Raw genomic sequence first — 26,860 nt, 5'->3', positions numbered from 1 at the left:
GAATCCCGCCGCGGACATACCTTTGATGTAAAAACGGCAGTTTTCTCACGTTTTTAAAGATGGTTTTACAGTTCGGGTTTTACATTTTACAAAACCGACAAAAGTTTTTCACTCCTGATGCTTCACTCACCCTCAGCATTACGCCAGAGGAAAAAACGGCTCAATTCGCTCCATCTGACGTTCAGACAGTAAAAATACATCACTTACAGGCTCATCGACAAACTGACATGGCGCGGGATTACCCCGGTTATCCCGCCTGAATGCAACAGAAATACACGACAGGAAACCAGCTTCGCTCTTCACAGGGGGTGTAACCTTGTCGAGCGGTTCTTTAATAAACTCAAACAGTTCCGCGCTATTGCAACGCGCTACGACAAGATGAAATCAACGCTCCTCGCAGCCGTTCAGTTCGCCTCAATCATCATTCTGCTTAACTGACGACACGCCGTAATATTTGACGTGTAAAAATATTTATAGCATTCGATAGAAAATTTATCAGATAGAGTTATCCTTATGAGTAAATATGTTATTGATTTAAATGCAAAATTTGTCCCAGAAGCAGTTAAGATTTGGAGGTTGTTCCCCGGAAAATCTTACATTGCATTGCCTACTTTTTTAGAAAACATTTAGATTTGCCAGCATTAGAATTACCCTTAGAAACATCAGGAAAGGGTCCTATTCCTCAGTTACGAGAACGAATTGCGATGGCGCGTACCCATCAAGAATGGTTTCGTATAATGCGCAAATTGGATCGTTCCCGCGCTCAATATGCAGTAAAGACAGATCCAAATATTTTACAAATAGAAAATGGTAAAAAAGTGAAAATATTCCGGAAGAATATCTAGTTAACCTAACTGACCCTGCTGTTAGAATATTTAGTATAAAAGATCCTAGTAAAAATATAAATGAATATAAAGAGGTTGCTTCTAAAATATCAGGAAGCGATATTGGTTCCGTTAATGCTTTGTTCAAAGAGGCAAAAGCCGGAGACCTTGTGATAGTTCCTGATAAGTATGGAAAGAGAAAAGTTCATGTTGGTGAATTTTTAAGAGATGTTGATTTCAAAGTGGAAATCAAGATGGATAGATATGGCGATGAACCGTTATTGGCCAGACCAGTTAAATGGTATCCACCTATTGATGAAGGGAGTTTGCCTAAAACTCTTACTGAAAAATTAAGGCTTCCAAATCCGATGTCTCTTTTAGAAAAAGAAGAATATAAAAGAGTATTTGATGAGGTATACAAAACATACTATACAGAGAATGAATTTTGCTCAAGATTTTATACTAAATCTCAAGATTTCACGACTAATGATAATTTATATTTTAACGCATTAACGCGTGCGATTTCTAAGTTATTGCTAGATGCAGATGACGATTCTACACAAAATAATGACACATTTTTAGAGTTGGCTTTTTTTTTCTGCCAGCTGATTATGAAGCATCTATTTCTTGTTCTATTCATTCCCCCGGGTTTTTGGAACTAAAAGCAGGCATCCCCGTTCCTTTTGTTGTCGCTGCGATTATCTCCTTGCTTTGGACTGCGGAGGCAAATGCTCAGCCTACTCCGGGAAATGTGACTGTTCAAAACTCGGCTAATTTGCAGCCTCAGAAAATTGAGGACGATCCCTGCTTAGTCCATGTTAATGTTGGGGTACAAAAAGCAATCAACCGAATGAATTTTCCTGTTTGGAAGGACGCATGTGAGAAGGCTAAAATTCTGAAAAATAACACTAAAATGACTAGGCTCAGGACCTGTTAATTTATTGAACTGAGCGAGAGATTGTGATTCACAGGCTTACCGATGGAGGATGAGCCTGTGAGTGACGTATTTTTACTGTCTGAGAGCCAGATGAAGCGGATTGAGCCGTTTTTTCCTCTGGCGCACGGCGTGCCCCGCGTGGATGACCGGCGTGTTCTGAGCGGGATCGTTTATGTGATCCGCAACGGGCTTCAGTGGAAAGATGCTCCCAAAGCGTATGGCCCGCACAAGACTTTATATAATCGCTTCATCCGGTGGAGCCGCCTGGGTGTCTTTGACAGGATCTTTACAGCCCTGGCAGAACAGGGGGGCCGTTCAAAACGCCTGATGATCGATGCGACGCACCTTAAAGCGCACAGAACGGCAGCCTCTCTGCTTAAAAAAGGGCTTTTCCCCGCCATACCGGACGCACAAAAGGCGGTCTGAATTCAAAACTGCATGCCATGTGCGATGATCAGGGGCGGCCTGTCCGCCTGCATCTGACTGCAGGACAGGTCAGTGACTTCAAAGGTGCAGACGTGCTGCTGGCAGATCTCCCCGACAAGACAGAAGAAATCATCGGGGACAGGGGCTATGACAGCAACAGGATCAGGTTATGGCTTGCAGAACGCACTATCACAGCCTGTATTCCGCCGAAAAAGAACCGGAAATCAAAGCCACCTTACGACTGGCATCTGTATAAAAAGCGTCACCTGATCGAAAACATGTTCGCAAAGCTCAAAGACTGGCGACGTGTGGCAACACGATACGACCGCTGCGCTCATACCTTCATGTCCGCAATCCACATCGCTGCAAGCTTCATCTTCTATCTCAAAGAATGAGTCCTGAGCCTAGCAGTCCCCATGTTAAGAGGCCGCAAAATGATTCAAGGAATTAAAAATTTCTGCAAGAATGATAGAATACCTAACACCGTTGGTTTTCTAGCAATCTCAGCGGTTCTTTCGCTTGGTATATCAGTAGGGACTGATCGTTTTTTTAAATGGTACGATGATGGCCAAGATAAGCGTGACAAACAGGTAAGTACGTTTATACAATCGGCCAATAGTTTGGATGCATTGGTTGGGTTTTACATTGAGGCAATTACTCAAGGTCACTCATCAATAAAAGACGCAAAGGATAAACTTTATGCAAATCTGGTAGATCAGGCCCAAAAAGCGAGAGAAATGGAGATAACTCTTAATCCAGAGGAAAAGAAAAAAACTGAGAAATACATAGCTAAAATTGATCATCTTATATCTATATTGCAAAAACCCGATTCTTCTGACGTTTTGAAAGTGAAAGATTTTTGGGAAAGTGTTGCTGATATCATAAGTTATAGAAATGAATGGTCTGTTTCCCTAGAATCTTAAATTTATTCGGCGGTAAGCTTTACCTTTGCAATCTGTCCCTGGCACTACAGTTGCAATTCGTTTTCCGGGTCGGAAAGATGAAGAATTCAGGGGCTGTCTCGACGTAGACTGCCTGAAATTCGAGCCGTCCGGAACGCATTGGAATCATGAACAATTAGAGAACAAAGCGAATTGCAACTGTAGTGCTAGGCTCAGGACTCATTCTTTTGATATAGAAGATGAAGCTTGCTGCGATGTGGATTGCGGACATACCTTTTCCCTTAAAGTTTTGATCGGATACAGACTGAGAAAACTGGTCCAGGAAAAAGCCATGCAGATAATTTTATAATTACGTCTGCAGAAACTATAAAATACGGTCAGTATATGTGCTGTAATTCAGGCGGGACTCTGTTTTTAATAGAGCATGCAGAATCAGGTATTCTGTCACTTTTCTGTTTTAAAATGAAAATGCTTTATGTGTTTGGCTGCAGGTAAAAAGCGGCAGGCAGATTTTTGTTAGCCTGATTATTTTAAAAGCGCAGAATACTGCGGGATACAGCCGGTTGAAAGGAGGGCAAAAGATACCCTCTTATAAAATAATAAAAAAAACAAAATAAATATATCTTTATAAAAAAATAACATTTTCTGAAAAAATTTGATTTTTCTTATGAATTATTTTGTATGTTTTTTTAAAATAAAAGTAAAATATGAGAATATGATCTGAATATTTTATTTTTATTTGTAAATCAATATTGACAAAATGAAAAAATATACGGTTGAAAATATGGCAATTCTCTGGTAGTACTGTGTCAGGCATCACCTTATATATGTCTATATTTTCGTTGCGTGCGAAGCCTCGTTCGCGCGCCTGTCCAAATGATCCCAAGCGCTCTCGTAGGGATCATGCATGACGCAGTCCTTATCCCGTTTTTTCAGGGTTTTTTATGCTCTGTGGGCTGCTGTCCAGATGTTAGGGAGATTGTGTCTTGTCAGAGACGTCCTCCGGTCAGCGGCGCGGGCTTGCTGGCCTTCTCGGTATTCCTCAGCCTCTTTTCTTTGGCTTTGTGGGCCTGCTGCTTTTTATGGTCGGTGACGGTGTAGAAGCAGGGTATCTTGATACATATATGCTCCACCATGGTCATACCCAGGGTGATGTGAACCTGATGTTCACCACCTATGGTGTGACTGTTATGATCTCTGCCTGGTTGTCAGGGCCATTATCTGACCTGTTCGGGCCACGCCGCACAATGTGGGCTGGTTTGCTGCTGTGGGCTGTGCTGGAGGTCGGTTTCCTTACATTTGGCCTTGGTCCTGATAATCTGACTATGACGCTGCTGTTTTATACGCTGCGTGGTTTTGCTTATCCGTTGTTTGCTTATGGCTTCCTGGTCTGGATCGCTGCTGCAACGCCCGCACGTATGCTGGGTTCGGCTGCCGGCTGGTTCTGGTTCTCGTTCTCTGCCGGTCTGCCTACTCTTGGTTCGCAGTTTGCGCGCTATACCATCCCTGCGATTGGTGAGCTGGCAACATTCTGGTGTTCTCTCGGGCTGGTTATTCTGGGTGGTCTGGTTGCTCTGCTCTTTGTGCGTGAGCCAACAGGCAGCAAACGTCTGGCACCGGCACATGCTGATAAAAAAGCTATTTTCTTTGGCTCAATCAGCATCATGTGGCGTGAGCCAAAAACGCTTGTTGCTGGTGTTATCCGTACTATTAACACGTCTTCAGAATATGCGTTTCTGGCTATTATGCCGGCCTTCTTTGTTGATGAACTCCATTTCTCACAGGGGCAGTGGCTTGACCTTTTGTCTGTGATCTTCCTGGGCAACATCCTTTTCAACCTTGTTGCTGGTATGATCGCTGACCGTCTGGGGCATCGCTTCGTTGTGGCTGTTGGTGGCGGTCTGGGCTGCTGCCTTACCATTCCGATGTTTTACTATGTTCCCATCTGGTATCCGGGTAACTTCCCGCTGGCTATGCTGGCAGGCTTTATCTATGGCGGTACGGTTGCTGCGTTCGTCCCGATGTCTGGCCTGATGCCGCTGATCTGCCCGAAAGAGAAAGCTGCCGCTCTGTCTATTCTGGGTCTGGGTGCTGGTGCCAGCACATGGTTCGGTCCTGCAGTCGTGGCTATATGTGAAGCAACGTTTGGCATGGGTCTTGAAGGTGTGATCTGGACTTTTGTTGGTCTGTATTTCATTGCAGCAGTGCTGACACTGTGCCTTAGCATTTCTCCTGAAGCGCACCGCCATACGCAAATGCTCGAAGCGCGTAATCGCAAAGAGAGCGAAAATGCAGATATGGTGCTTTCGCACTAAAAACCTCATCTGAGCGCCAGGGTGCTTCCCTGTGCGCTTTCAGAGCAGACGTTTTTTACGGCCGTTTCTCCAGCAGGAGAGGCGGCCTTTTTTTATGACCTCAGGAGCAGTTTGTATTTTTGAAACCGGAATACGCTCTTGTGACTGGCCTAATGCTTTGAATTATAATAAAAGATTTTTTCGTTCTGACTCAAAAATAAAAAATCTATAAAGCAGACGGATCTTTCTTATGACTTATAACCTGCACCTTACGGTCGCGGTTCCCGAGGGGCTGCGCCTGTTGCTTTGTTTCGTCGTATCGTTCCTCATTATATCAGCCCGGACTGTTGTTATCAGAGGCAGGTGTTGTCTGGTGTGGTTTGTCGTGAGTGCAGTGTGTTGTGTGGCAGCGTACCCAGCCTGTGCCCAGGATACTCCTGCTTCTTCACATATTGCGCAGCCGTTAACTGAGCAGGCTCGTGTTGATCCGGGACACTCACCTGCAAATAAGGCTAAAGTCACATCTGTGCAGGTGACATCGCCAACGCTTGAAAGCCTGTTTAAGACTGAGAGTATTTCGGCACTTCTGAACAGCTCAGTCGATGCGTTGCGTGTCAGTGATGTCTCGGCGGGATATTATGTGCCGGCACAGACTTTTGGTCATCTTGTGCCACAGCTCGATGGGCCACGAAAATGGCTTGAGAATAAAGGCATCTCTCTCCAGCTTTCTTATAAAGGGGAGGGAATAGCCAATGTTGCCGGCGGGGTGCGCCGTGGTATGGATTATGCACATGAAATTACGCTGATTACCCGGCTTGATTTGGGTAAGCTGCTTGACCTGAGTGGCTGGTATTTTAATGCCGTTATGCTTGAGCGGGCAGGCCGTCAGGTTTCTTATGACTATGTCGGCGAACATCGTATTTTGCTGTCTGAGGTGTATAGTCTTTCAGGCAGTGTTGCCGCGCATCTGGCCGATATGTATCTTGAGAAAACGTTTTTTCATAATCGGGTGAATGTTCACGCCGGCCGTATAACGCTTACGCATACTTATGCAACATCTGTGTTGCTGTGCACCTTTATTATTCAGTGCTCTGCCCCTGTTGGTATTAAGTCACAACAGGGCTGGAGTGTTTACCCAAAAGCGACCTGGGGTGGCACTGTTCGTGTCAGGCCAGCGCGTGACCTGGTGCTGATTACCGGCGTGTATCAGTCTTCTCCTCTTGCGGAGAATCCCAGTGGCTGGGCCTGGGGGGCAGAGCACGGTACGGGCGTTATGCTGCCAGTCGAGCTGACCTGGCAGCCGTTTTTTGGGCGCAGAAAACTACCCGGCCATTATAAGGTTGGCTTTGCGCACGACACCAGCCCTTATGCTGATCTGATTGGCACTCTTCCACCTGCGCTGCGTAACAGTATGAAAGTGTTAAAACCGAGGCCGCGCGATACGTTTTATATTGAAGCTGATCAGATGATTTACCGTAAACAGGGTAATCATCAGATGGCCGGTGGCTATCTGATGGCCGGGTATATTCATAATACACCCAGCGTTTCGGTGTTTTCTGACCAGGTTTATGTGGGTGCATCTTTGCTCGGTATTATTCCTTACCGGCCATTTGATCGCTTTGGTGTGATGTATTCTTACTATAAACTGAGTAACAGATTGTCAGAAGGGCAGAGACTGCGTCGTGATGCGGGTATGTCTATGGGAGCTTTTGTAAATGGCCCGCAGACCCATACTGCAACACTTGAGGTCTATTACGGTATTCCGGTTATACCGGGTCTCGTAGCTCAGCCTGTGTTTGAATATATGTTTCGCCCGGGCGAAACATCCAGAATTCCCGATGCAGCGTTATTGGGTCTGAAAGTTATGGCCACCTTATAATGTGGCGTTATGCTGGCCTGTTACGTGTGTAACAGGCCAGCATCGTGAAGGAGCTACCCTTCGATCTGACTGAAGTCAGCAATAAGACGCATCATACGCTCCAGACGTGCCAGTAGATAAAGGCGGTTCAGCCTTAAGTCTGGTTCAGGTGCGTTGACCGTGACCTCTTCAAAGAAACTGTCGAGCGGGCCACGCAGGCTGGCTGCTTCTTTCATCGCATCGGCAAAATGTTCCCTGGCAAAGGCAGCCTCAACTGCGGGTTCAACTTTATCCAGTGCGTCTGCCAGTGCGCGTTCTTCAGCCTGAGCATAAAGCGTGGTCTGCGGTGTTTTTTCGTGCGGACCGTCTTTTTTGTTTTCAATGCGCAGAATATTGGCAGCGCGACGTGTGGCAGCCAGCAGGTTTTTACCATCTTCTGTTTCCAGCATGTCCTGCAGGGCTTGTGCACGCATCAGAAGGCGCACAATATCCGTGTCGGTGTTACCGGTCGAAATCGCCGCCAGGCAGTCGTAACGTGCCCCTTCAGAGCGTAGCTGTACGCGCAGACGCTCAGCAATAAATTGCGGCAGCAAATCGAGGTCAGGTGCATTTTGCAGATCAGCGGGCAGGGCTTCAGCGGCGAGGGTGAAGATCTTCACCAGGTCGAGACGCAGCCCGTTTTCACGAATCAGGCGGATAATGCCCAGCGCTGCACGACGCAGACCAAACGGATCGCCCGAGCCTGATGGTTTTTCGCCAGCTGCAAAAAAGGCCGTCAGCATGTCAAAACGATCTGCCAGGCCAGCAACAACAGACACTGGTGCTGTCGGTACATCGTCGCCTGGGCCACGTGGCTGATACTGCTCGGTTATGGCCTGGGCGACAGCATCATTTTCGCCGTCATGGCGAGCATAATACCCCCCCATAATGCCCTGAAGTTCGGGGAACTCGCCAACCATGCCCGTTGTCAGGTCTGTTTTGCTCAGCTCTGCGGCACGTATGGCGGCAGATTTGTCTGCCCCGGTCATGTCAGCAATCAGCCCGGCCAGACGCATCATACGCTGTGTGCGTTCACCCTGTGAACCAAGCTTTGCGTGGAAGGTAATGTTATCCAGTGCAGGCAGTCGGCTTGCGAGGGTTTTCCTGCGGTCCAGATCCCAGAAATGACGCGCATCGGCAAAGCGGGCCCGCAGGACGCGCTCATTACCGGCAACTACCAGTGAGCCATCATCGGTGGGGGCAATGTTAGCAATAAAGCCAAACCAGGGAGCGGCTTTGCCGTCAGTGCCTCTCAGGGCGAAATAGCGCTGGTTGATGCGCATTGACACCTGCATCACCTCAGCGGGCAGGTTCATAAACTGGTCGTCGATCTGCCCCAGAAAAGGCACCGGCCATTCCACCAGGCCTGAGACTTCATCGACCAGACCGGCATCAGGCACCAGGGTCAGGTTTTTTTCAGTGGCGAGGCGCTCAAGCCCTTCACTGATGAGTGTGCGGCGCTCAGAGGCTTCAGGAATAACAAAGCGGCTGCGCAGCGCATCAAGCCATTCTGCCGTGTTGCTGACGCTTACCGGGCCCGGGGCCATAAAGCGGTGGCCTTCGGTAATGGCATCACTGCTCAGGTGATGACCGTTGTCATTGTCCTGTGCCAGAGAGAAGGGTACGACTTTGCCATCAAATACGCAAAGCAGGCGGCGCAGAGGGCGGATCCAGGTAAAGCTGCTGCCAGAGCCCCAGCGCATCGAGCGTGGCCAGGGGAAGCGGCGCAACAGGTCGGGTAGCTGTGCTGCAATATGAGTGGCAGCATCAACCGGGGGTTCGTTGCGCTCAAGCACCCAGAAACCATTTTGCAGGGTCAGCTGGTCTTTGGTGACACCATGTTTGCGGGTGAAGCCCTCGAGGGCTTTTCCCGGTGCTGTTTCGCGCGGGCCACGTTCGGAGATAACCCGGCCAGGAACCTGAGTGTTAATCTGGCAGCTCAGGGCAATACGGCGCGGGCCGGTGAAGATTTTTATGTCCTGTGGTGTGAGCGGAGCGAGCATATCGCTCATCAGGCGGTGAAAGGCTTCGCCGGCCTGCCCCTGCATACGGGCTGGAATTTCTTCAGAAAACAGTTCTGTCAGTAATTCAGGCATAATTATTTATCCTCTCCGGCCAGCCATGTTTCACAGCAGAGTTTTGCCAGAGTTCTTACGCGACCAATGTAAGAGGCACGCTCGCTTACGCTGATAACACCGCGTGCATCGAGCAGGTTAAACAGGTGACTGGCTTTCAGGCACTGGTCATAGGCAGGCTGGGCCACGCCGGCTTCAGCCAGGGCTGCGCTTTCTTTTTCTGCATTAGCGAAGTGAAGAAAAAGCAGGTCAGTATCAGCCAGCTCGAAATTGTGACGTGAATAATCGCGTTCAGCACGCAAAAATACATCGCCATAGGTCAGGCCTGTGCCGTTATAATCGAGGTCATAGACGTTCTCGATACCCTGCACATACATAGCCAGACGCTCAAGGCCATATGTCAGTTCAGTTGAGGGGACCGTAACCGGAATACCGCCGACCTGCTGAAAATAAGTGAATTGCGTGACTTCCATTCCGTCACACCAGACTTCCCAGCCCAGACCCCATGCCCCGATGGTCGGATTTTCCCAGTCATCCTCAACAAAGCGGATGTCGTGCAGGTCCGGGTCAATACCAATAGCGCGGTAGCTGTCGAGCAGCAGTTTCTGGCTTTCTTCAGGTGTGGGTTTGAGCAGCACCTGGTACTGGTAGTAATGCTGAAGCCGGTTTGGGTTTTCACCATAGCGGCCGTCAGAAGGGCGGCGGCATGGCTGCACATAAGCTGCTTTCCATGGTGTGTTGCCTAATGCCCGCAGAGTCGTGTGCGGGGAGAGTGTGCCGGCACCAATTTCCTGGTCATAAGGCTGGAGTATGGCGCATCCCTGCTGAGACCAGAACTGGTGAAGAGTCAGGATGAGATCCTGAAAAGAAAGTGGCCGCTCAGCTGGCCGGGAAGACACCGGGTCCATATCAGACTGAAACTCCGCAATAAATAAGGTCAGAACAGAAAAAAGCAGCAGAAGCAGAACCCCTGTGCATATGCGCTGCACCATACAGCGGTATGGACCTGACAGGAAGGGCAGGAAATTAACTTGTCTGGTGTGTGTGTTACTTCTTGTAAGAGCTCGGGTGGTACGCCACATCTTGGTCAGAAAGTATGTTTACCGTCTGGAGAAGCAGTAGATGAAGCGTCAGGTAACGGCGCTTCGGGCCAGGCGAAGTAATCAGAAGCAGGAAGGCAGGCAATGAACAACGAAGAACGCGATCTGATTTCGAAATTTGTCGCGCGGGTAGGCGGCCAGGGGCAGGGTGGTTTTGGCAGTGTGCCAAACACACAGCCCGCCCTGCCTGCTATTGACCCTGAGGCAGACCAGTTTATCGGGCAGCAGTTTCAGCAATATCCTGAAGCCCGTTATCGCATCACGCAGATGGCAGTTGTGCAGGAAGCGGCTCTGGTTCAGGCGCAAAATCGTATTCAGCAGCTTCAGTTTCAGCTTCAGCAGGCCCAGCAGGCTTTACAGCAGGCGCAGCAGCAGTCATCGCAGCCATCATCAGGTGGTGGTTTCCTGGGGGGCTTGTTCGGCGGTGGCCGTGGTGCTCAGCAACAGCAGCAGCCACAGGGGGCTCCGCCTCCGGGCTGGGGTGGCAGCCGCCCGGCTGGGGGCGCGCCACAATATCAGGCTGCCCCCCCGCAGTATCAGCAGATGCCTTATGGTATGCAGCCTGGCATGTTCCAGCGCAGTGGTACAGGTTTTCTTGGTTCAGCCCTGACAACGGCAACCGGTGTGGCTGGTGGTATGCTGGCGGCTAATGCTCTGACCAGTTTGTTTAGTGGTCATCATGATGCGGGTGGTGCCGGGTTTGGTGCAGGTATGCCACAAAGCGAGACTATCAATAACTACTACGGAGATAATTCTGACCCGTTTGCTGGTGCTGGTACAGCAGCCGATTCGAATTTTGATGTCGGCCCGGCGGATGATGGCGGCTGGGATGCCGGCGGTGGTGATGATTTTGGTGGCGGTGACTGGGGTGACAGTTCTTTCTGATCTGTGCTTCTGAGGCTGAAGATTATGGCGGGGCATAATAATGTGCCCCGCTTTTTTTATGTCGGTTAGTTGTTCATTGAGCGGATAAGTTCGAGAACGTTTTTTCGAACTTTTATATCCGTAATACTGTAGTAAGCCCTGATAAGATCAGTCGTTTCTTTGCTTGATAAAAGGTCCGGAGCCCCTCTGTTCGGTGAAGCATTGGCATATTCTCTGTGAAAAGGTGATCGTGTCTCACTAAAGCCAAATGTCCGGGCTGAAGATGTTGCATGTTGAGGTGGGGTAAGGTCTTCAAAGAAGAAAGTAATCGGGACTTCCAGTGCTCTGGCAATGTCATAGAGGCGTGAGGCACCGACGCGGTTGGTGCCTCGCTCATATTTTTGAATTTGCTGAAATGTAATGCCTATAAGCTCACCGAGTTTTTCCTGTGAGAACCCAAGTAATGTACGACGCAGGCGAATACGTTTACCAACATGTGCATCGGTAGAAGTTGCACGAGAGACAGTAGAACGTACTTCGTCCTGAACGCAGGGAGCTTTTTTAGAATTTGTCACAATTATACCCAGTGCTTAGATTAGATAAAATATATTATTATTTATCTAATGGCATATAAAAAATATTTTGGTAATAAATTAGTTAAGATGTTTATTTTTATTATCTATTTTAGAAATAATTAAACAGCTAATGAAAATCAATAAAATCAATGAAAAATATGAAATTCTTCCTGCTTTTGAAAAAAGTGTTGAAGGAAGTGCTGGCGGAATATTAACAACCAGAAAACCGGTCTTATCCCATCCCAGGTGTTTTATTTCACGGCCATAGCCATCATAGGCTATAGAAATTCCTGTATTGGCAGCGCGGGCAACAGGCAGACCTTCTTCGGTGGCGCGTAGCCTGACGGAGGAGAGGTGCTGACGCGGGCCGGCACTGTTGCCAAACCAGGCATCGTTCGTCACGTTCGCCAGCCAGCGGGGGCGATCATGCTGGTTAACAACATCACCTGAGAAAATGACTTCATAGCAAATGAGAGGACCTGTGGCAGGAACATTGTCCAGGTGCCAGGTTTGTGGCCCAGGGCCGGGAGCTATACCGCCACCGGGCACAATCTGAAGAGGGATAAAGGCGGGCTGGTACTCACCAAAAGGTACAAGTTTTGCCTTATCGTAGGTTGCTTCAATAGCTCCATCAGGTGACAGGGCCATGACTGAGTTGCGGTACTGCCCGTTTTGGTCTTCGCGCAGCGCACCGATCAGGCCTGCCTGAGCACCCTCTGCCCAGGCCATAATAATCTGACGGGCACGGGGACTGTCCTGTAGCAGGGTGTAGCCAGGGAATGATGTTTCAGGCCATAAAAAAACTACCGGATCTTTTGTCGCGCCAGGGTCTGATTTCTGCTGCATCAGTGCTTGCTGCACACCCTGACGGGTTAGTGTCAGGTAGCGTTCAAAAATACTCTGGGGGCTCAGATTTTCCACTTTTTCTGATTCGGGAATATTGCCCTGTACAATAACGGCTATCGGACCGTTTACTCCCTGAGGGTGCACAGTATGAAGTCTGAGAAAGCCGGCGCTTACCCAGGTTATGATAAACAGACTGCCAGCGAGTAAAGTTCGGTATCTGGTTTTTGCCTGTTGCAGCAAAATGCTTTTGTTGTGGCGCTGCCGCCAGCCATCCTGCAAAGCGGCACCGCAGAACAGGCTGAGAAGAACGATGACAAATGTCATGCCGTCCACACCCATCCATGCGGCAGGTTGTATCAGTATATCCCCTGCGCTGCCGGGCACAGCCAGTGCACTGCCCAGGGGGTTCCAGGGAAAGCCGCTAAAGATAAAAACACGCCCCATGTCGCATAGTGTCCAGCCTGCGGCCAGAGCGACCATGCGTAGCGGGCCTGGTCTGATTAACCGGCACAAAGCAGCTGGTGCGGCTGTAACCGGAGCGAGAATGAGAGCGCACCCCAGAGAGGGAAAGGGCACAAACCACCAGAAATCGGCTGCGCGGATCATTACCGCGTTGACCAGCCAGTAAAGACTTGTGGCGTAAAACCCAAATCCGAACATTGCCCCTGCCCAGGCTGCTCGTTTCCAGTCAGAGCTTTTGTCGATTGTGCGGGCCAGGAGAGGGAAAGTCAGGAGTAGTACAAAAAGACAGTGCACCGGCGGTAAGGCCAGTGCAGAGAGGGCACCGGCACTCAGCATTATGCCCGTATGTCGGGGAATAAGATGTCGGAGGCGAAGTTTGCGCAAAAAGGCAAAATACTTCATCGGAGTATCATGTGCGCTGGCCTGGCTGGTCGTATCAGAGTTTATTCTCTTTCATCCAGGGCATCACGCAGACGGCGCTCATAATGTCTGTAATATTTATCAGCCATAAGTTCTGTTTTGACGATGATTGCAATATCCGTCGTGTTAAACTGCGGATCAATCACCGCACCATCTCCCACATACGCGCCAAGTCTCAGATATCCTTTGATAAGAGGTGGCAGGCCGGCAAGGCAGGCACGGTAGTTTAGTGCTTGTGGGTCTGCACGCAGCATTTCGACCTTGCGTTCAGATAAGGCCTCAACGCGCAGGGCAGGAGGGGCCAGATGGTTGTGGTAAAGATAGGTTAGTTCATTGCTGATATTGTCAGGGTTGGTGCCCGGCAGGCTGGCGCATCCAAACAAAATATCGATTCGGTAAAGGAAAATATAGGAGGCAATGCCGCGCCATAAGAGCTGCATGGCTGCCCGCCCCCGATAGTTTTTATCAACGCACGAGCGGCCAACTTCGAGCAAGCGCCCCGGGAAGTCGGTTAGTTTGGAGATATTATATTCACTCGAGGAGTAAAAATGACCAATTCTAGCGGCAGCCTCGCTTTGCACCAGGCGATAGGTGCCAACAACTCCGCGTGCGTCAGAAGCGATATCATTATCAATGACCAGAAGGTGGTCTGCCACGGCATCAAATTTATCAATGTCGCGCTTCAGCCGTAAGGTTTCGGCATCGGGGCTTGCGCCCATTTCTTCGTAAAAAACTTTATAGCGCAGCGCATGAGCTGCATCACGTTCAGCATCTGTCGTGGCAAGACGCACGCTGAGGTTGCCCCCGCGCAGCTCAGGAAAGCCATTGCGCTCCAGTTCGAGAGTGGAGAGAGAGGTATTGCCAGGTCTGAGAACTGAACTCATGAGTGTTTTTCCTTCTCCCTGTCATGCCGGGTTGTTTTATCAGTGCTGGCCGGGCTTCTGAGCTTTTTACCAAAGAGTTCCAGTCTCATAGAAACGAACTCAAACCCAAGACGCTCAGCCACGCGCCGCATAAATTCTTCATGGGCAGGGTCTTCGAACTCAATAACCTTCCCGTTATCAACATCAATCAGATGATAGTGATGCCGTCCTGATTCGGTTGCTTCATAGCGTGCACGACCGCCACCAAAGTCACGACGTTCAAGAATACCTTTTTCCTCAAGAAGACGAACGGTACGATAAACAGTAGCAACTGAAATGCGTGAATCGAGTACAGATGCACGACGATAAAGCTCTTCGACATCAGGGTGGTCATCTGCGTCCGATAATACGCGTGCTATAACCCGGCGTTGCCCTGTCATTTTCAGGCCGCGTTCAATACAGAGCTGTGCGATACGTGACTCTTCTGCCGGTTGCGCTTTCAAAGGTAAAAATCCTGTTTGTGATCACCTGCGTTATTCTTCATCAGGTAGCCGAATTTGGCGGTGTTTGTCCAATTTTACCTTTTCCACATGTTTTGCTGCGTAAAATTTAAGTGGTCTGATGTGTGGCAGTTCGCCAGGATGGCAGCAAATCGCCTTCCTGACTTATAACCGCAGAGGATATAATGCTCGATATTACCGGGGAAAAATGCCCCATGACATTTGTAAGAACCCGCCTTGCACTCGACGCTCTGGCGCCGGGGGGACATTTGCAGGTGCGTCTTAAAACAGGGGAGACTTATACTAATGTCACTCGTTCTGTGCGGCAGCTTGGTCATCAGGTTTTAGATGAGCACAGTGAGGCAGGAGATGTGGTTGTGCTGCGTATTCAGAAAGCTGGCGGATAACCGTTTATAAAAAAACAGGAGGCCCCAGGCCTCCTGTTTTTTGTAACCTCAGAGCTGTAAAGCCGTCAGTTGTTCATGGCTTCAAAGAAGTCATTGTTTGATTTGCTGTATTTGAGCTTATCAAGCAGGAAGTCCATGGCATCCATCGTGCCCATAGGGGCCAGGATGCGACGCAGAACCCACATTTTAGAGAGGGTGGCGCGGTCAACAAGGAGTTCTTCTTTACGGGTGCCGCTTTTGGTAATGTCGATTGCGGGGAACGTACGTTTATCCGCCAGCTTACGATCAAGTACCAGTTCAGAGTTACCTGTGCCTTTGAACTCTTCAAAAATCACTTCGTCCATACGGCTGCCGGTATCAATCAGAGCGGTGGCGATAATGGTCAGTGAACCGCCTTCTTCGATATTACGGGCGGCACCAAAGAAGCGTTTGGGGCGCTGCAGGGCGTTAGCATCCACACCACCTGTCAGCACTTTACCTGATGATGGCACAACAGTGTTGTAAGCGCGGGCCAGACGCGTGATTGAGTCGAGCAGAATAACAACATCACGCTTATGCTCAACCAGGCGTTTGGCTTTTTCCAGCACCATTTCTGTCACCTGCACGTGGCGGTGTGCTGGTTCATCAAAGGTAGAAGAAATCACTTCGCCCCGTACAGAGCGGGCCATGTCGGTGACCTCTTCAGGGCGTTCATCAATCAGCAGAACGATCAGGAAGACATCAGGATGATTTGCTGAGATTGATGCCGCAATGCTTTGCAGCATGACGGTTTTACCGGTACGGGGTGGTGCAACAATCAGCGCACGCTGGCCCATACCAATGGGCGTTACCAGGTCAATGACGCGCGGAGTAAAATCCTGCGTGCTTTTGCCTTTTTTACCCCTGGTTTCGCTGACAGCAGGAGCCTGGTTTTCAACTTCCATCTGCAGGCGACGCTCAGGGTAGAGCGGTGTCAGGTTGTCGAAGTTGATACGGTGGCGAACGGCCTCGGGAGGCTCGTAGTTAATGCTGTTGATTTTGAGCAGTGAGAAGTAGCGTTCGCCATCACGTGGTGCGCGAATCTGGCCTTCAACTGTATCGCCTGTGCGCAGACCAAAGCGTCGTACCTGCAGAGGGGAGATATAAATATCATCCGGTCCTGGCAGGTAGTTCGATTCCGGAGAGCGAAGATAGCCAAATCCGTCATGCAGGATTTCAAGTGTACCATCGCCATAAATTGCCTGGTCGTTATCGGCCAGAGCTTTGAGGATGGCAAACATCATATCCTGTTTGCGCAGAGAGGAGGCATTTTCGATATTAAGGTCTTCGGCACATGCCAGAAGATCGGCCGGAGATTTGGCCTTGAGTTCTGCAAGCTGCATATAAAGATGCCCTGAGTTGGCAAGGTGAGCAGAAAAGGGAAGCCGGGATCGTAATAAAGATCCTGTGACGGGCAGGGTATTTAAAACACCAGTGATGCAGATACTCTGCAAAAACCGACGCAGGAAGATCCTGACTATAAAAGGACGGGGAGAGTACTGGGCAGGTGAAGTCAGCCAGTAACTGACTGAACTATGTAGAGCTATCGCTAAACGCTGTCAATCATCCGCAAGAACTGTTTTGCCTGAAATTATATGTATTCTCATGAAGTGACCTCACTTCATGCTGAAACAGTCTGCAGGCCTCTGTGCAAATACCAGCAGAATCTGGTAAGCCAGAGAACCTGCTCCCGGAGTTTTATGGCTTCGTGAGCAGCATGCACAGACAGTAGATGGCAGAATCCAGATGATAGCAGATGCAGCACAGACGAACTCCCTCCGGCAGGGCCCTGATGAACGCGGGCACTTTGGTGGGTGGCATGGCGGACGTTATGTGGCTGAAACCCTGATGCCACTGCTGCTTGAGCTGGACCAGGCCTATAATACTGCGAAAGCTGACCCTGAGTTTCATAAAGAGCTGGCTTATTATCTGAAGGATTACGTCGGTCGTCCCAGTCCGTTGTGGTTTGCCCGCCGCATGACTGAAGAGCTGGGTGGCGCAAAAATTTATATGAAGCGTGAAGAGCTGAATCATACAGGCTCGCACAAGCTTAATAACGTTATGGGGCAGATTTTGCTGGCCCGTCGCATGGGGCGTAAGCGTATTGTCGCTGAAACCGGTGCCGGTCAGCATGGGGTGGCAACGGCCACAGTCTGCGCGCTTTTTGGCATGAAATGCGTGATTTACATGGGGGCGACCGATGTTGAGCGTCAGCAGCCTAATGTATTTCGTATGCGTCTGCTCGGCGCTGAGGTGGTGCCTGTTACAGCCGGTGCCGGCACACTGAAAGACGCTATGAATGAAGCGATGCGCGACTGGGTGGCAAATGTAGCGGACACGTATTTTCTCGTTGGTACGGTGGCCGGACCGCATCCCTACCCGGCGATGGTGCGTGATTTTCAGAGTGTTATTGGCGATGAAACCAAAGAGCAGATTATGGCTGCCGAAGGGCGTCTGCCTGATCTGATCGTTGCCGCTATTGGTGGTGGTTCCAACGCGATGGGTATTTTTCATCCGTTCCTTGATGATGCATCTGTGCGGCTGATTGGCGTTGAGGCCGCCGGGCACGGACTCGACAGTGGCAAGACAGCAGCCTCTATTGAGCGTGGGCGTCCTGGCATCCTGCACGGGAACCGTACATATCTGATGCAGGATTCAGATGGTCAGATCACCGAGGCACATTCGATCAGTGCCGGGCTTGACTATCCCGGTGTCGGGCCTGAGCATTCATGGCTGCATGACATTGGTCGTGCTGAATATGTAGGTGCTACCGATCAGGAGGCACTCGACGCGTTTCAGCTCTGTACCCGCACTGAGGGTATTATTCCGGCTCTTGAGTCAGCGCATGCGATTGCCTGTGCGGCCCGAATGGCTCCGACACTCTCTGCAGATACCCTTCTGGTCGTCAATATTTCTGGCCGGGGTGATAAAGACATCTTTACTGTTGCTGATTATCTGGGAGTAAAACTGTGAGCCGTATTGCCGCCCGCTTCGCTTCTCTCGCCACTCAGGGGCGTGGTGCGCTCATTCCTTATCTTGAGGCATTTGACCCTGATTATGATACAGCACTGGCATTGCTTAAGGCGATGCCGGCTGCCGGTGCCGACCTGATTGAGATTGGTGTGCCATTCTCTGACCCTTCTGCTGACGGGCCGGTTATTCAGCAGGCAGCATTGCGGGGCCTTAAGGCCGGTTCAACAATGACCGGCGTGCTGAAAATGGTGGCGCAGTTCAGAGAAGAAGATCAGGACACGCCGGTTATCCTGATGGGTTACCTCAATCCGATTGAAACGTACGGCTATGAACGTTTTTGTAAGGATGCGGCTAACGCGGGTGTTGATGGTCTGATTATTGTTGATCTGCCACCTGAAGAAGCTGACGTTATTGAACCCCATACTGATGCTTCCGGTCTTGATATTATTCGTCTGGTTGCACCGACCACGTCAGATGAACGTCTGCGCTATGTGCTCTCTCATGCATCAGGCTTTGTTTATTATGTCAGTATTACGGGCATAACCGGTACGCGTACCGCAAGTGCTGCTGACCTGCGTGAGGTGCTGCCGCGCCTGCGTGCGGCAACAAAACTGCCGGTTGCTATTGGTTTTGGTATTCGCTCGCCAGAGCAGGCCGCAACTGCTGCCAGCATTGCTGACGGAGCAGTTGTTGCATCAGCGCTGCTGGCAACGCTGGCAGATACTCTTGATGCAGAAGGCAGGGCGACAGAGCAGACATTGCCGCGTGTTTTACAGCAGATCAGAGAGCTGGCCGCTGCTGTGCGGGCAGCTGGTAGCGCAGGCTGAGCCGGGTGTCTGTTTCAGAAGAAAACGCAGGTACAAAGGCAGCTCGTGTGTGTGTGGCTGGCAGTGGTCCTGCCGGCCTGGCTGCGGCGGAGTATTTGTCTGCGGCGGGGTGTCAGGTTCATATTGTAGAGCAGATGCCAAGCCCGGGGCGTAAGTTGCTTATGGCGGGCCGTGGCGGGTTAAATATCAGCCATTCCGAAGCAAAAGATGTGTTTCTGACGCGCTATGCAGAGGCTGCTCCCTGGCTGGCACCTGCGCTTGCTGCATGGACTACTGAAGATATCACTCAGTGGATGCAGGGGCTGGGTATCAGGAGTTTTACAGGGTCTTCAGGGCGTATTTTCCCTGAGATGATGAAGGCATCCCCTTTATTACGGGCATGGCTTGGCCGCCTGCGTGCGCAGGGTGTGCAGCTGCATACGCTCACAAGGTGGGAAGGCTGGGATGCTCAGGGGCAGCCGGTTTTCAGCTCTGCGCGTCCCGGATATTCTTTGTCACCAGAGCTTGCTTCTCCTTTTCAGTTTGATGCTGTTGTGCTGGCTACAGGCGGGGCAAGCTGGCCACGCCTTGGCAGTGATGGTGCGTGGGCACCTGTTCTGGCAGGGCAGGGTGTGTCGGTTGCGCCGCTGGTGCCCTCTAACTGCGGCTTTCAGGTTGCCTGGTCTGAGGTGATTCGTGAGCGTTTTGCGGGCGCGCCGCTTAAGCCTGTTGCCCTGACCTTTGATGGACGTACCGTGCAGGGTGAGATCGTGGTAACCGCGACGGGCCTCGAAGGGGGGGCGCTGTATGCGCTTTCAGCACCGTTGCGTCAGGCCATACAGCGCGATGGCTTTGCTACGCTGATGCTTGATCTCAGGCCCGGGATGAGTGAGGCGGACCTGACTGCCCGCCTTTCAGTCGTGCGCCAGCGTGAGAGTCTTTCCAATCGTTTGCGCAAGGCATTGCGCCTGCCTCCGCTGGCCGGCGCATTACTGCGCGAGACTGGTGATGTACCTGCGACATCAAAAGAGCTTGCCGCACGTCTTAAAGCTGTGCCGGTGCGTCTGGTCGGCACAGAATCACGCGACAGGGCTATTTCGACTGCGGGTGGTGTGATGCATACCGCGTGTGATGAACATTTTATGCTGACAGCCCGTCCCGGGGTTTTTGTCGCAGGTGAAATGCTCGACTGGGAGGCCCCGACAGGCGGCTATCTGTTGCATGCCTGCCTCGCAACAGGGCGTGCAGCTGCAAAAGGTGTGCTGGAGTGGTTGCAGCAACCATGATCCTGACGGTATCTGCTCTTTCATGAGCAATATGATTACAATCGGCGATGTACCCGGCGGTGGTCCGGCACAGATGGATCTGGGGGAGCTGCTTGCGACCCGTCTTCTGGTGCAGGGCAATTCGGGTTCAGGTAAGTCACATCTGCTCAGGCGGTTGCTTGAACAGTCGGCGCGTCTCGTGCAGCAGGCGATTATTGATCCTGAAGGTGATTTCGTAAGCCTGGCGGAGAAATTTGGTCACCTGGTTATTGATGGTGCTGAGTATTCAGAGATGGAGCTGCACGCTGCTGGTGAGCGTATGCGCCTGCATCGTGCTTCTGTCGTCCTGAATCTGGAAGGGCTTGATGCAGACCAGCAGATGAAATGGGCTGCAGCTTTTCTGGGCGGGATGTTCGAGGTGCCGCGTGAATACTGGTACCCTGTGCTTGTTGTGGTTGATGAGGCTCAGCTTTTCGCGCCTGCCGCAGCGGGCGAGGTATCAGATGAGGCGCGCAGAGCTTCGCTCGGGGCGATGACCAACCTGATGTGCCGTGGTCGTAAAAGAGGGCTGGCTGGAGTTATCGCGACCCAGCGTCTGGCCAAGCTTGCAAAAAACGTTGCGGCTGAGGCTTCTAATTTTCTGATGGGCCGTACGTTTCTTGATATTGATATGGCCCGTGCTGCTGACCTTCTGGGGATGGAGCGCCGGCAGGCTGAGGCTTTCCGTGACCTTGCACGAGGCACATTTGTTGCACTGGGTCCGGCTTTGTGTCGTCGCCCTGTTTCTGTCAGAATCGGTGCAGTTGAAACAGAAAGTCGTTCTGCCGGGCCTGTTCTGGCACCGTTTGAGCCGCCATCAGCACCGGTGCATGACCTGATTCTTGCTCCTCTTACTACGTTTGAGGTGGCTTCCCGGCCCGCGAAAATTGCCGCTGCCCCGCCACCCGATCTGCTTTCAAGTCTTGCCGCGCATGGTGAGGCTCAGCAGCAGGCTGCGGCCCGCACAGAGCCTGAGCAGGAAGAAACGCCTGAGAGTCAGCAGGAGCGGGAAGCCCGTATGATGGCCGTGCTGCGTGAAATGCTTGAGAGTGCAGAGAACACGTTTCGGCCTGCTCCTGTGTTGTATCAGGACTTTCTGGTGCGCTGCCGTATAGCGGGCCTTGGACGCAACGCGCTTGACCTTAAGAGGTTTAACCGTGCACTGGCTACGGCACGGAGCGGTGTAAGCGAGGATATGAGTGTCACGCCTGAATGGCAGGAGGCTCAGTCTCTGGCTCAGGCTTTACCTGAGGATGTTCAGTCCGTGTTTCTGTGTCTTGCACGTGCGGCTATTGCCCGGCAGCCTTGTCCGGCTGATGCAGAAATTGCCAGGGTTTATGGTACGGTGTCACAGGGGCGCGCACGGCGTGTGCTCGAGTGGCTTGAAGACCGCAATATCATTGTGTTGCGCAAAGATGGCGTGGAGCGGAGAATTCTTACAGTGATTGGTCCCGGGTGGGAAACCCTGCCAGGTGAGGCATAATTAACTGTTGAGTGTATGAAAAGTGAGTGCCTGCGGGTATGACGGGTGTCACAGGCAATGTATAGAGGCCCTTATGACGGAAGACCCATATAGCCCGGCTTTGTTGCCGACCGGTTTTGTTGATCTGCTCCCTCCCGAGGCACGGACCGAGGCTGAGGGCGTTGCAGCTCTTGTGCGCGTGTTTGCGTCATATGGTTATGACCATGTGCGCCCGCCTCTGATGGAGTTTGAAGAAACGCTTCTCAGTGGATCAGGTCTCTCCCTGGCGGATCAGAGTTTTCGCGTGATGGACCCTGAGACCCGGCGGATGATGGTGCTGCGCCCTGACATTACACCGCAGATTGCGCGTATGGCTGCGACTCGTCTGCAGCGTCTTCCGCGCCCCCTGCGTCTGTCTTATGCCGGGTCATGCGTTGTTGTGCTGCCATCAGCAGCTGATGAGAGTGGCCGCCAGATCATGCAGGCTGGCATAGAGTTGATCGGCCCTGACAGCCCCCAGGCTGATGCTGAGGTGATCTGCGTTGCAGCTGAAGCTCTTCAGCAGCTCGACATTCCCGGCGTGTCCTTTGACCTGACTATGCCGTCCCTGATTCCCGCATTGCTTGAAGAGGCAGCGGTGCCAGAGGCGGAGCGTCCGGCTCTTATGCGCGCACTTGACCGTAAAGACGCCGCTGCGGTGTCTGCTCTGGGAGGCAGGTTGTCAGAGATCCTGACAGCCCTTCTGCAGGCTGCAGGCCCGGCTGACAGAGTGTTGCCTTTGCTGGCCCGGGTATCTTTGCCTGCGCGCGCGCGCGCTGCGCTGCAGCGTCTGACAGAAGTTGTTGCGGCTATTAAGGCTCAGTCACCTGACCTGCGCCTGACGATTGATCCGGTTGAGTTCAGAGGCTGGAAATACCATACCGGCGTATGTGTTACGGTGTTTGCACAGGGCTGCTCTGAAGAGCTGGGGCGTGGCGGGCGTTATCTGTGTAATGATGACGAGCCGGCCTGTGGCCTGACGTTTCGTCCTGATGTGTTGTTTCGCCTTGTGCCTAATATGCCGGTGATGCAGCGCGTGTATGTTGCCCCGGGTGCCAGCACAGATGTCGCAGATGCCCTGCGCGGGCGCGGCGTTGCTGCAATTAACAGCCTGTGTGCTCCGGCAGAGGGTGAGGCTGTTTATTATGCTGAGGCCCGGCGCCTTGGGTGTAGTCATATTCTTCTCGATGCGAGCTGCATCGAGCTGGTTTGAAGTTTATTTTTCTTCATCGTTCATGTTTGCCGATGACGATGACAGGCAGGTTTTTTCCAGGAGCAGAGTGTTATGTCTAATGTCACTGTAATCGGGTCGCAGTGGGGCGATGAAGGTAAAGGCAAGATCGTTGACTGGCTGGCCAGCCGCGCTGACGTTGTTGTGCGTTTTCAGGGTGGTCATAACGCAGGGCATACGCTGGTTGTCGGTAACCAGGTTTATAAGCTGTCTCTGCTGCCTTCAGGTGTTGTAAACGGTAAGCTGGGTATCATCGGCAATGGTGTGGTCGTTGACCCGCAGGCCCTGCTGTCTGAGATTGGCCGTATCCAGGAACAGGGGCTGAAGGTTACGCCTGAGACTCTCAAAATCGCTGAAAATGTGCCTTTGATTCTGCCTGTCCATGGTGCGCTGGATCGTGCGCGTGAGGCTGCTCGTGGTGAGCGTAAAATTGGCACAACCGGTCGCGGTATTGGTCCGGCTTATGAAGATAAGGTCGCCCGCCGTGCTATTCGCCTGTGCGATCTCGCCGAACCGGAAACACTGGACTGGAAGCTTGATGAGCTGCTGCTGCATCATAACACTCTTCTCAAAGGGCTGAATGCAGAGACTTTCAGTAAAGAGGAACTTCTGGCGTTTCTGACAGACATTGCTCCGAAGGTGCTGCCTTATATGGCGCCTGTATGGGATATTCTCGATGATGCCCGTCGTTCTGGTAGTCGGATTCTGTTTGAGGGTGCACAGGCTGTGATGCTTGATGTTGACCATGGCACCTACCCGTTTGTGACCAGCTCAAACACTGTGGCGTCTAATGCAGGTACGGGTTCAGGTATGGGGCCTGCTGCTGCTGGTTTTGTTCTGGGTATTGCTAAAGCGTACTGCACGCGCGTGGGTGAAGGGCCTTTCCCTTCAGAGCTGTTTGATGACACTGGCCGTAAGCTTGGCGAGCGTGGTCATGAGTTTGGTACGGTGACGGGGCGTCCGCGTCGTTGTGGCTGGTTTGATGCTGTTCTCGTGCGCCATGCAGTGCGGGTTGGTGGCGTTAACGGTCTGGCCCTGACAAAACTTGATGTGCTTGACGGGCTGGATGAAATTGCCATTTGTACAGGCTATGAGCTTGATGGTCAGCAGATTGATCGTTTTCCTTCAGCTCCTGGTGCACAGGCGCGCGTAAAGCCGGTTTTTGAAAAGATTGAAGGCTGGAAAGAAACGACCCGGGGTGCCCGTAGCTGGGCTGATCTGCCTGCTCAGGCTATTAAATATGTGCGCCGTATAGAAGAGCTGGTCGGGGCGCCGGTTACATTGCTTTCAACCAGCCCTGATCGTGATGATACCATTCTGGTACGTGACCCGTTCGAGGGCTAAAAAGAATTTCTGCAGCAGAGATTTTTGATGACTAAAAAAATCCGGTGCATTATGTACCGGTTTTTTTTATGTATTTATTTATAACTTTTATTATATTTATTAATAATTAATTTTTTATCTTTATAGTTTTCACGATAGAAACGTTATATATTATTTTTTATAATCTTAATTGCCATAATTCATTTTAAGTTTTTGTATTTACTGAATTTATTTTTAAATAACAATAACTTTTTGTAAATAAATGTATTAACATTATATTAAATTTCATTATTTATTAAAACTATTTAAAATTAATGTGTTTGTTAATAAATATATAAAAATGTTTTCTTATAACAAATTAATATATATTTTATTAATAAGTATAAACTTTGACATATAAACAAAAAACATATTAACTTTAATTTCATTAAATGGAATAATGGAAATAATTCTGGTTTTCCTGGCAGTTGTGGTGTGGAAGTTATGTCAAGCTATAATAATGATGATAAAAAAAATCCGGCAGACGGCAGTGATCCGGTTACGATGACTTATGGTGACCAAAGTAAGTTTCTGAATGCGCCGGTTAGTTACGGTATTAAGGTTATTATGCAGTCAGGCAGCACTCTCGGAGATGCATCCGTTAGTAGTGGTGGCATTGTTGTCATGGATAGCGGGTCTGTTCTTTCAGGGGTCAATACAGTTTATGAGGGTGGAAAGCTTTTCATCTGGCCTGATGGTGGCGGGACAGTCTATATGGATGGGAGCAATAACAGCGGGCTGATTATTTCAGGGCTGGCCAGTGGCGGTACTGCTTCGACTGTCATATCGGGCTTTAATGGCCATGGTTCAGGAGATTCAGATCGTATTGAAATTGCCGGCGTGTTGCAGTCAGATATTGTTGCAATGAGCTTTCCGTCTGCTGATCAGATTCAGCTGTCACTTCAGAATGGAACAAGTTTTGTTCTGAATATTACTGGCATTGAAGCTTCCGGTGTTTCTTTAAGTTCAAACTCAGCTAATGGTTATTTGTTGCTTGAGGTCTGCTTTCTTGCGGGTTCTATGATCGCGACACCCGAGGGTGATCGTGCAGTTGAAGAACTCAGGCCCGGTGACATCGTTAATGTTTTTGAACATGAGACCGGTAAAATCTGCACAAGCAAAATTACCTGGGCCGGGCAGAAAGATATGCTTGTCCGTCCCGGTCTGGCAGAAGATCTTGCGGGCTATCCGGTAAGGGTGCTTAAGGATGCTATTGCGCCGGGTGTGCCGTATAAAGATCTGCTGGTGACGGGTGAACACTGCATGTTCTTTGACGGGAATTTTGTACCGGTTCGGATGCTCGTTAATGGCCGTTCAGTATTCTACGACCACTCTCTGACGGGCTATACCTATTATCACATCGAAACTGAGTCTCATTCTGTTATCTGGGCGAATGGTATGCTGACGGAAAGCTATCTTGATACCGGTAACCGTTCATTGTTTGCTCAGTATGGTAACCTTCTGACAATGGAGCGGGGTGACGTCAGAAGCTGGGATGAAGATGCAGCAGCGCCACTGACAACGACGCGTGAGCATGTTGAGCCTATTTTTCGTGCTATTGAGCAACGGGCTGTTCGGGAGGGGATTGGTGTCTCCAGGCCGCTTCAGCATATTACGACAGATGATTCTGCTTTCCATCTTGTTTCAGAATGTGGCGCAACACTTCGCAAAGTGCGCGAGGCTAACGGATACCATGTCTTTATGATTCCGCCGGATGTTACAGATGTGCGTATGGTATCGCGTGCCAGTCGTCCAAGTGATGCCATTGGTGCGTTTGTTGATGATCGTCGTTCCCTTGGTGTTCTCGTTGGTGACATTCGTTTGTTTCAGCTTAATGATACGCGTGTTATCGACGAACATTTGCAGAGTGGTGAGCTTAAAGGCTGGGATACACGTAAGGAGGTGAATTGCCGGTGGACAACAGGTAACGCCTGCCTTTCTCTGGGTGAGCGTAAAGCAAATTCTGTTGCTATGCTTGCAGTGCAGGTGCTCGCTGCAGGGCCTTATCTGCTGTATGATGCCAACAACGACAACCTTGTTATTTGCTGTGGTGCCTGATGCTGACTTCTCTCTGTCATGTTTTATGCATGGCAGAGAGGTAGCCTGCGGATGTTTTTCATAAAACTGTCATGAAACAGTAAAGGAGGGAAGTAGAAATATTATACATATTTATCAATATGTTATGATGTTTCTCTCTGGTTTTATGAAATTTTGTACTTATTCATGCCAGAGTTGTGTTTGCCTGACATAAACGCGTATGATCCGCCCAAATA

At 50.6% G+C, this 26,860-nt stretch carries 22 protein-coding genes and 1 pseudogene; 16 read left to right on the top strand and 7 right to left on the bottom strand.

The window, feature by feature from the left end; genetic code table 11:
- Positions 1-210 precede the first annotated feature (210 nt).
- The 7 genes and pseudogenes from GOB58_RS01140 to GOB58_RS01110 all read left to right on the top strand — a co-directional run.
- A pseudogene (locus GOB58_RS01140) lies at positions 211-438 on the top strand (IS5/IS1182 family transposase); the annotation flags it as partial.
- 131 nt (positions 439-569) lie between these two features.
- Positions 570-845 (top strand): hypothetical protein, encoded by a 276-nt coding sequence (locus GOB58_RS01135; protein WP_173559102.1) that lies wholly within the window; start codon positions 570-572, stop codon positions 843-845.
- A gap of 149 nt (positions 846-994) precedes the next feature.
- Positions 995-1,486, top strand: a complete 492-nt coding sequence (locus tag GOB58_RS01130) for a hypothetical protein (RefSeq protein ID WP_173559101.1) — start codon at positions 995-997, stop codon at positions 1,484-1,486.
- A 332-nt stretch (positions 1,487-1,818) separates the two neighbouring features.
- A protein-coding gene (locus GOB58_RS01125) for an IS5 family transposase (protein ID WP_173559100.1) occupies positions 1,819-2,582 on the top strand; the annotation gives its coding sequence in 2 pieces (ribosomal slippage) (positions 1,819-2,152 and positions 2,152-2,582; 765 coding nt in all).
- Between the two features lie 39 nt (positions 2,583-2,621).
- Entirely contained in the window at positions 2,622-3,110 is a 489-nt protein-coding gene (locus tag GOB58_RS01120) for a hypothetical protein (RefSeq protein ID WP_173559099.1), read from the top strand.
- A 965-nt stretch (positions 3,111-4,075) separates the two neighbouring features.
- On the top strand, positions 4,076-5,404 hold the full coding sequence (locus GOB58_RS01115) for an MFS transporter (RefSeq protein WP_173559098.1): 1,329 nt from the start codon (positions 4,076-4,078) through the stop codon (positions 5,402-5,404).
- A gap of 229 nt (positions 5,405-5,633) precedes the next feature.
- Positions 5,634-7,262: a carbohydrate porin gene (locus tag GOB58_RS01110; RefSeq protein WP_173559097.1), complete on the top strand. Its 1,629-nt coding sequence runs from the start codon at positions 5,634-5,636 to the stop codon at positions 7,260-7,262.
- Between the two features lie 53 nt (positions 7,263-7,315).
- Here GOB58_RS01110 and glyS read toward each other — a convergent pair whose 3' ends face one another.
- Together glyS and GOB58_RS01100 are read right to left on the bottom strand one after the other, a co-directional pair.
- Entirely contained in the window at positions 7,316-9,376 is a 2,061-nt protein-coding gene (glyS, locus tag GOB58_RS01105) for a glycine--tRNA ligase subunit beta (RefSeq protein WP_173559096.1), read from the bottom strand.
- Positions 9,377-9,378: 2 nt separating this feature from the next.
- Entirely contained in the window at positions 9,379-10,263 is an 885-nt protein-coding gene (locus GOB58_RS01100) for a glycine--tRNA ligase subunit alpha (RefSeq protein ID WP_086554321.1), read from the bottom strand.
- Positions 10,264-10,539: 276 nt separating this feature from the next.
- Between GOB58_RS01100 and GOB58_RS01095 the strand changes: the two genes are divergently transcribed.
- Positions 10,540-11,340: a DUF2076 domain-containing protein gene (locus GOB58_RS01095; protein WP_173559095.1), complete on the top strand. Its 801-nt coding sequence runs from the start codon at positions 10,540-10,542 to the stop codon at positions 11,338-11,340.
- Between the two features lie 65 nt (positions 11,341-11,405).
- On the opposite strand, the gene GOB58_RS01090 is transcribed toward GOB58_RS01095, so the two are convergent.
- The 4 genes from GOB58_RS01090 to GOB58_RS01075 all read right to left on the bottom strand — a co-directional run bounded on the left by GOB58_RS01090 (position 11,406) and on the right by GOB58_RS01075 (position 14,925).
- Positions 11,406-11,894 carry a helix-turn-helix domain-containing protein gene (locus GOB58_RS01090; RefSeq protein WP_086554274.1) on the bottom strand — a complete coding sequence of 163 codons (489 nt, stop codon included), beginning with the start codon at positions 11,892-11,894 and terminating at the stop codon, positions 11,406-11,408.
- A gap of 78 nt (positions 11,895-11,972) precedes the next feature.
- Positions 11,973-13,604 carry an apolipoprotein N-acyltransferase gene (gene lnt / locus GOB58_RS01085; protein ID WP_173559094.1) on the bottom strand — a complete coding sequence of 544 codons (1,632 nt, stop codon included), beginning with the start codon at positions 13,602-13,604 and terminating at the stop codon, positions 11,973-11,975.
- A gap of 41 nt (positions 13,605-13,645) precedes the next feature.
- Positions 13,646-14,506, bottom strand: a complete 861-nt coding sequence (locus GOB58_RS01080) for a GNAT family N-acetyltransferase (protein ID WP_173559093.1) — start codon at positions 14,504-14,506, stop codon at positions 13,646-13,648.
- On the bottom strand, positions 14,503-14,925 hold the full coding sequence (locus tag GOB58_RS01075) for a Fur family transcriptional regulator (protein ID WP_233127613.1): 423 nt from the start codon (positions 14,923-14,925) through the stop codon (positions 14,503-14,505). The genes GOB58_RS01080 and GOB58_RS01075 overlap by 4 nt, the downstream gene beginning before the upstream one ends.
- Positions 14,926-15,170: 245 nt before the next feature.
- Here GOB58_RS01075 and GOB58_RS01070 point away from each other — a divergent pair, with 245 nt between their 5' ends.
- Complete coding sequence (locus GOB58_RS01070; protein ID WP_173559092.1) at positions 15,171-15,392, top strand: sulfurtransferase TusA family protein; 222 nt, start codon at positions 15,171-15,173, stop codon at positions 15,390-15,392.
- A 65-nt stretch (positions 15,393-15,457) separates the two neighbouring features.
- Here the strand turns inward: GOB58_RS01070 and rho are convergent, their stop codons facing one another.
- On the bottom strand, positions 15,458-16,753 hold the full coding sequence (gene rho, locus GOB58_RS01065) for a transcription termination factor Rho (protein WP_086554320.1): 1,296 nt from the start codon (positions 16,751-16,753) through the stop codon (positions 15,458-15,460).
- 403 nt (positions 16,754-17,156) lie between these two features.
- On the opposite strand from rho, the gene trpB reads away from it, so the two are divergent.
- The 7 genes from trpB to GOB58_RS01030 all read left to right on the top strand — a co-directional run bounded on the left by trpB (position 17,157) and on the right by GOB58_RS01030 (position 26,645).
- A complete protein-coding gene (trpB, locus tag GOB58_RS01060) occupies positions 17,157-18,383 on the top strand; it encodes a tryptophan synthase subunit beta (protein WP_086554269.1) in 1,227 nt (408 codons plus the stop codon).
- Entirely contained in the window at positions 18,380-19,210 is an 831-nt protein-coding gene (trpA, locus tag GOB58_RS01055; RefSeq protein WP_086635176.1) for a tryptophan synthase subunit alpha, read from the top strand. The genes trpB and trpA overlap by 4 nt, the downstream gene beginning before the upstream one ends.
- Positions 19,211-19,215: 5 nt before the next feature.
- Positions 19,216-20,475, top strand: coding sequence for a TIGR03862 family flavoprotein (locus tag GOB58_RS01050; RefSeq protein WP_173559091.1), 1,260 nt, complete (start codon positions 19,216-19,218; stop codon positions 20,473-20,475).
- 22 nt (positions 20,476-20,497) lie between these two features.
- Positions 20,498-21,976, top strand: a complete 1,479-nt coding sequence (locus tag GOB58_RS01045) for an ATP-binding protein (RefSeq protein ID WP_086554266.1) — start codon at positions 20,498-20,500, stop codon at positions 21,974-21,976.
- Positions 21,977-22,049: 73 nt separating this feature from the next.
- Positions 22,050-23,207 (top strand): ATP phosphoribosyltransferase regulatory subunit, encoded by a 1,158-nt coding sequence (locus GOB58_RS01040; RefSeq protein ID WP_173559090.1) that lies wholly within the window; start codon positions 22,050-22,052, stop codon positions 23,205-23,207.
- Between the two features lie 72 nt (positions 23,208-23,279).
- Complete coding sequence (locus GOB58_RS01035) at positions 23,280-24,569, top strand: adenylosuccinate synthase (RefSeq protein WP_086554264.1); 1,290 nt, start codon at positions 23,280-23,282, stop codon at positions 24,567-24,569.
- Positions 24,570-25,031: 462 nt separating this feature from the next.
- Positions 25,032-26,645 (top strand): Hint domain-containing protein, encoded by a 1,614-nt coding sequence (locus GOB58_RS01030; RefSeq protein WP_173559089.1) that lies wholly within the window; start codon positions 25,032-25,034, stop codon positions 26,643-26,645.
- Positions 26,646-26,860: the final 215 nt, after the last annotated feature.

The organism is Acetobacter thailandicus, assembly GCF_011516655.1.
Classification (GTDB): Bacteria; Pseudomonadota; Alphaproteobacteria; order Acetobacterales; family Acetobacteraceae; genus Acetobacter; species Acetobacter thailandicus.
This window is presented reverse-complemented; position numbering and strand designations above follow the sequence as displayed.

Excerpts from the sequence above, each read along its gene's own strand:
- GOB58_RS01075 (WP_233127613.1), bottom strand. The coding sequence starts at position 14,925 with ATGACAGGGCAACGCCGGGTTATAGCACGCGTATTATCGGACGCAGAT.
- GOB58_RS01100 (WP_086554321.1), bottom strand. The coding sequence starts at position 10,263 with ATGGACCCGGTGTCTTCCCGGCCAGCTGAGCGGCCACTTTCTTTTCAG.
- GOB58_RS01035 (WP_086554264.1), top strand. The coding sequence starts at position 23,280 with ATGTCTAATGTCACTGTAATCGGGTCGCAGTGGGGCGATGAAGGTAAA.
- GOB58_RS01040 (WP_173559090.1), top strand. The coding sequence starts at position 22,050 with ATGACGGAAGACCCATATAGCCCGGCTTTGTTGCCGACCGGTTTTGTT.
- GOB58_RS01120 (WP_173559099.1), top strand. The coding sequence starts at position 2,622 with ATGATTCAAGGAATTAAAAATTTCTGCAAGAATGATAGAATACCTAAC.
- GOB58_RS01080 (WP_173559093.1), bottom strand. The coding sequence starts at position 14,506 with ATGAGTTCAGTTCTCAGACCTGGCAATACCTCTCTCTCCACTCTCGAA.
- GOB58_RS01070 (WP_173559092.1), top strand. The coding sequence starts at position 15,171 with ATGCTCGATATTACCGGGGAAAAATGCCCCATGACATTTGTAAGAACC.
- GOB58_RS01110 (WP_173559097.1), top strand. The coding sequence starts at position 5,634 with ATGACTTATAACCTGCACCTTACGGTCGCGGTTCCCGAGGGGCTGCGC.
- GOB58_RS01045 (WP_086554266.1), top strand. The coding sequence starts at position 20,498 with ATGAGCAATATGATTACAATCGGCGATGTACCCGGCGGTGGTCCGGCA.
- rho (WP_086554320.1), bottom strand. The coding sequence starts at position 16,753 with ATGCAGCTTGCAGAACTCAAGGCCAAATCTCCGGCCGATCTTCTGGCA.
- glyS (WP_173559096.1), bottom strand. The coding sequence starts at position 9,376 with ATGCCTGAATTACTGACAGAACTGTTTTCTGAAGAAATTCCAGCCCGT.
- GOB58_RS01095 (WP_173559095.1), top strand. The coding sequence starts at position 10,540 with ATGAACAACGAAGAACGCGATCTGATTTCGAAATTTGTCGCGCGGGTA.
- GOB58_RS01030 (WP_173559089.1), top strand. The coding sequence starts at position 25,032 with ATGTCAAGCTATAATAATGATGATAAAAAAAATCCGGCAGACGGCAGT.
- trpB (WP_086554269.1), top strand. The coding sequence starts at position 17,157 with ATGATAGCAGATGCAGCACAGACGAACTCCCTCCGGCAGGGCCCTGAT.
- lnt (WP_173559094.1), bottom strand. The coding sequence starts at position 13,604 with ATGAAGTATTTTGCCTTTTTGCGCAAACTTCGCCTCCGACATCTTATT.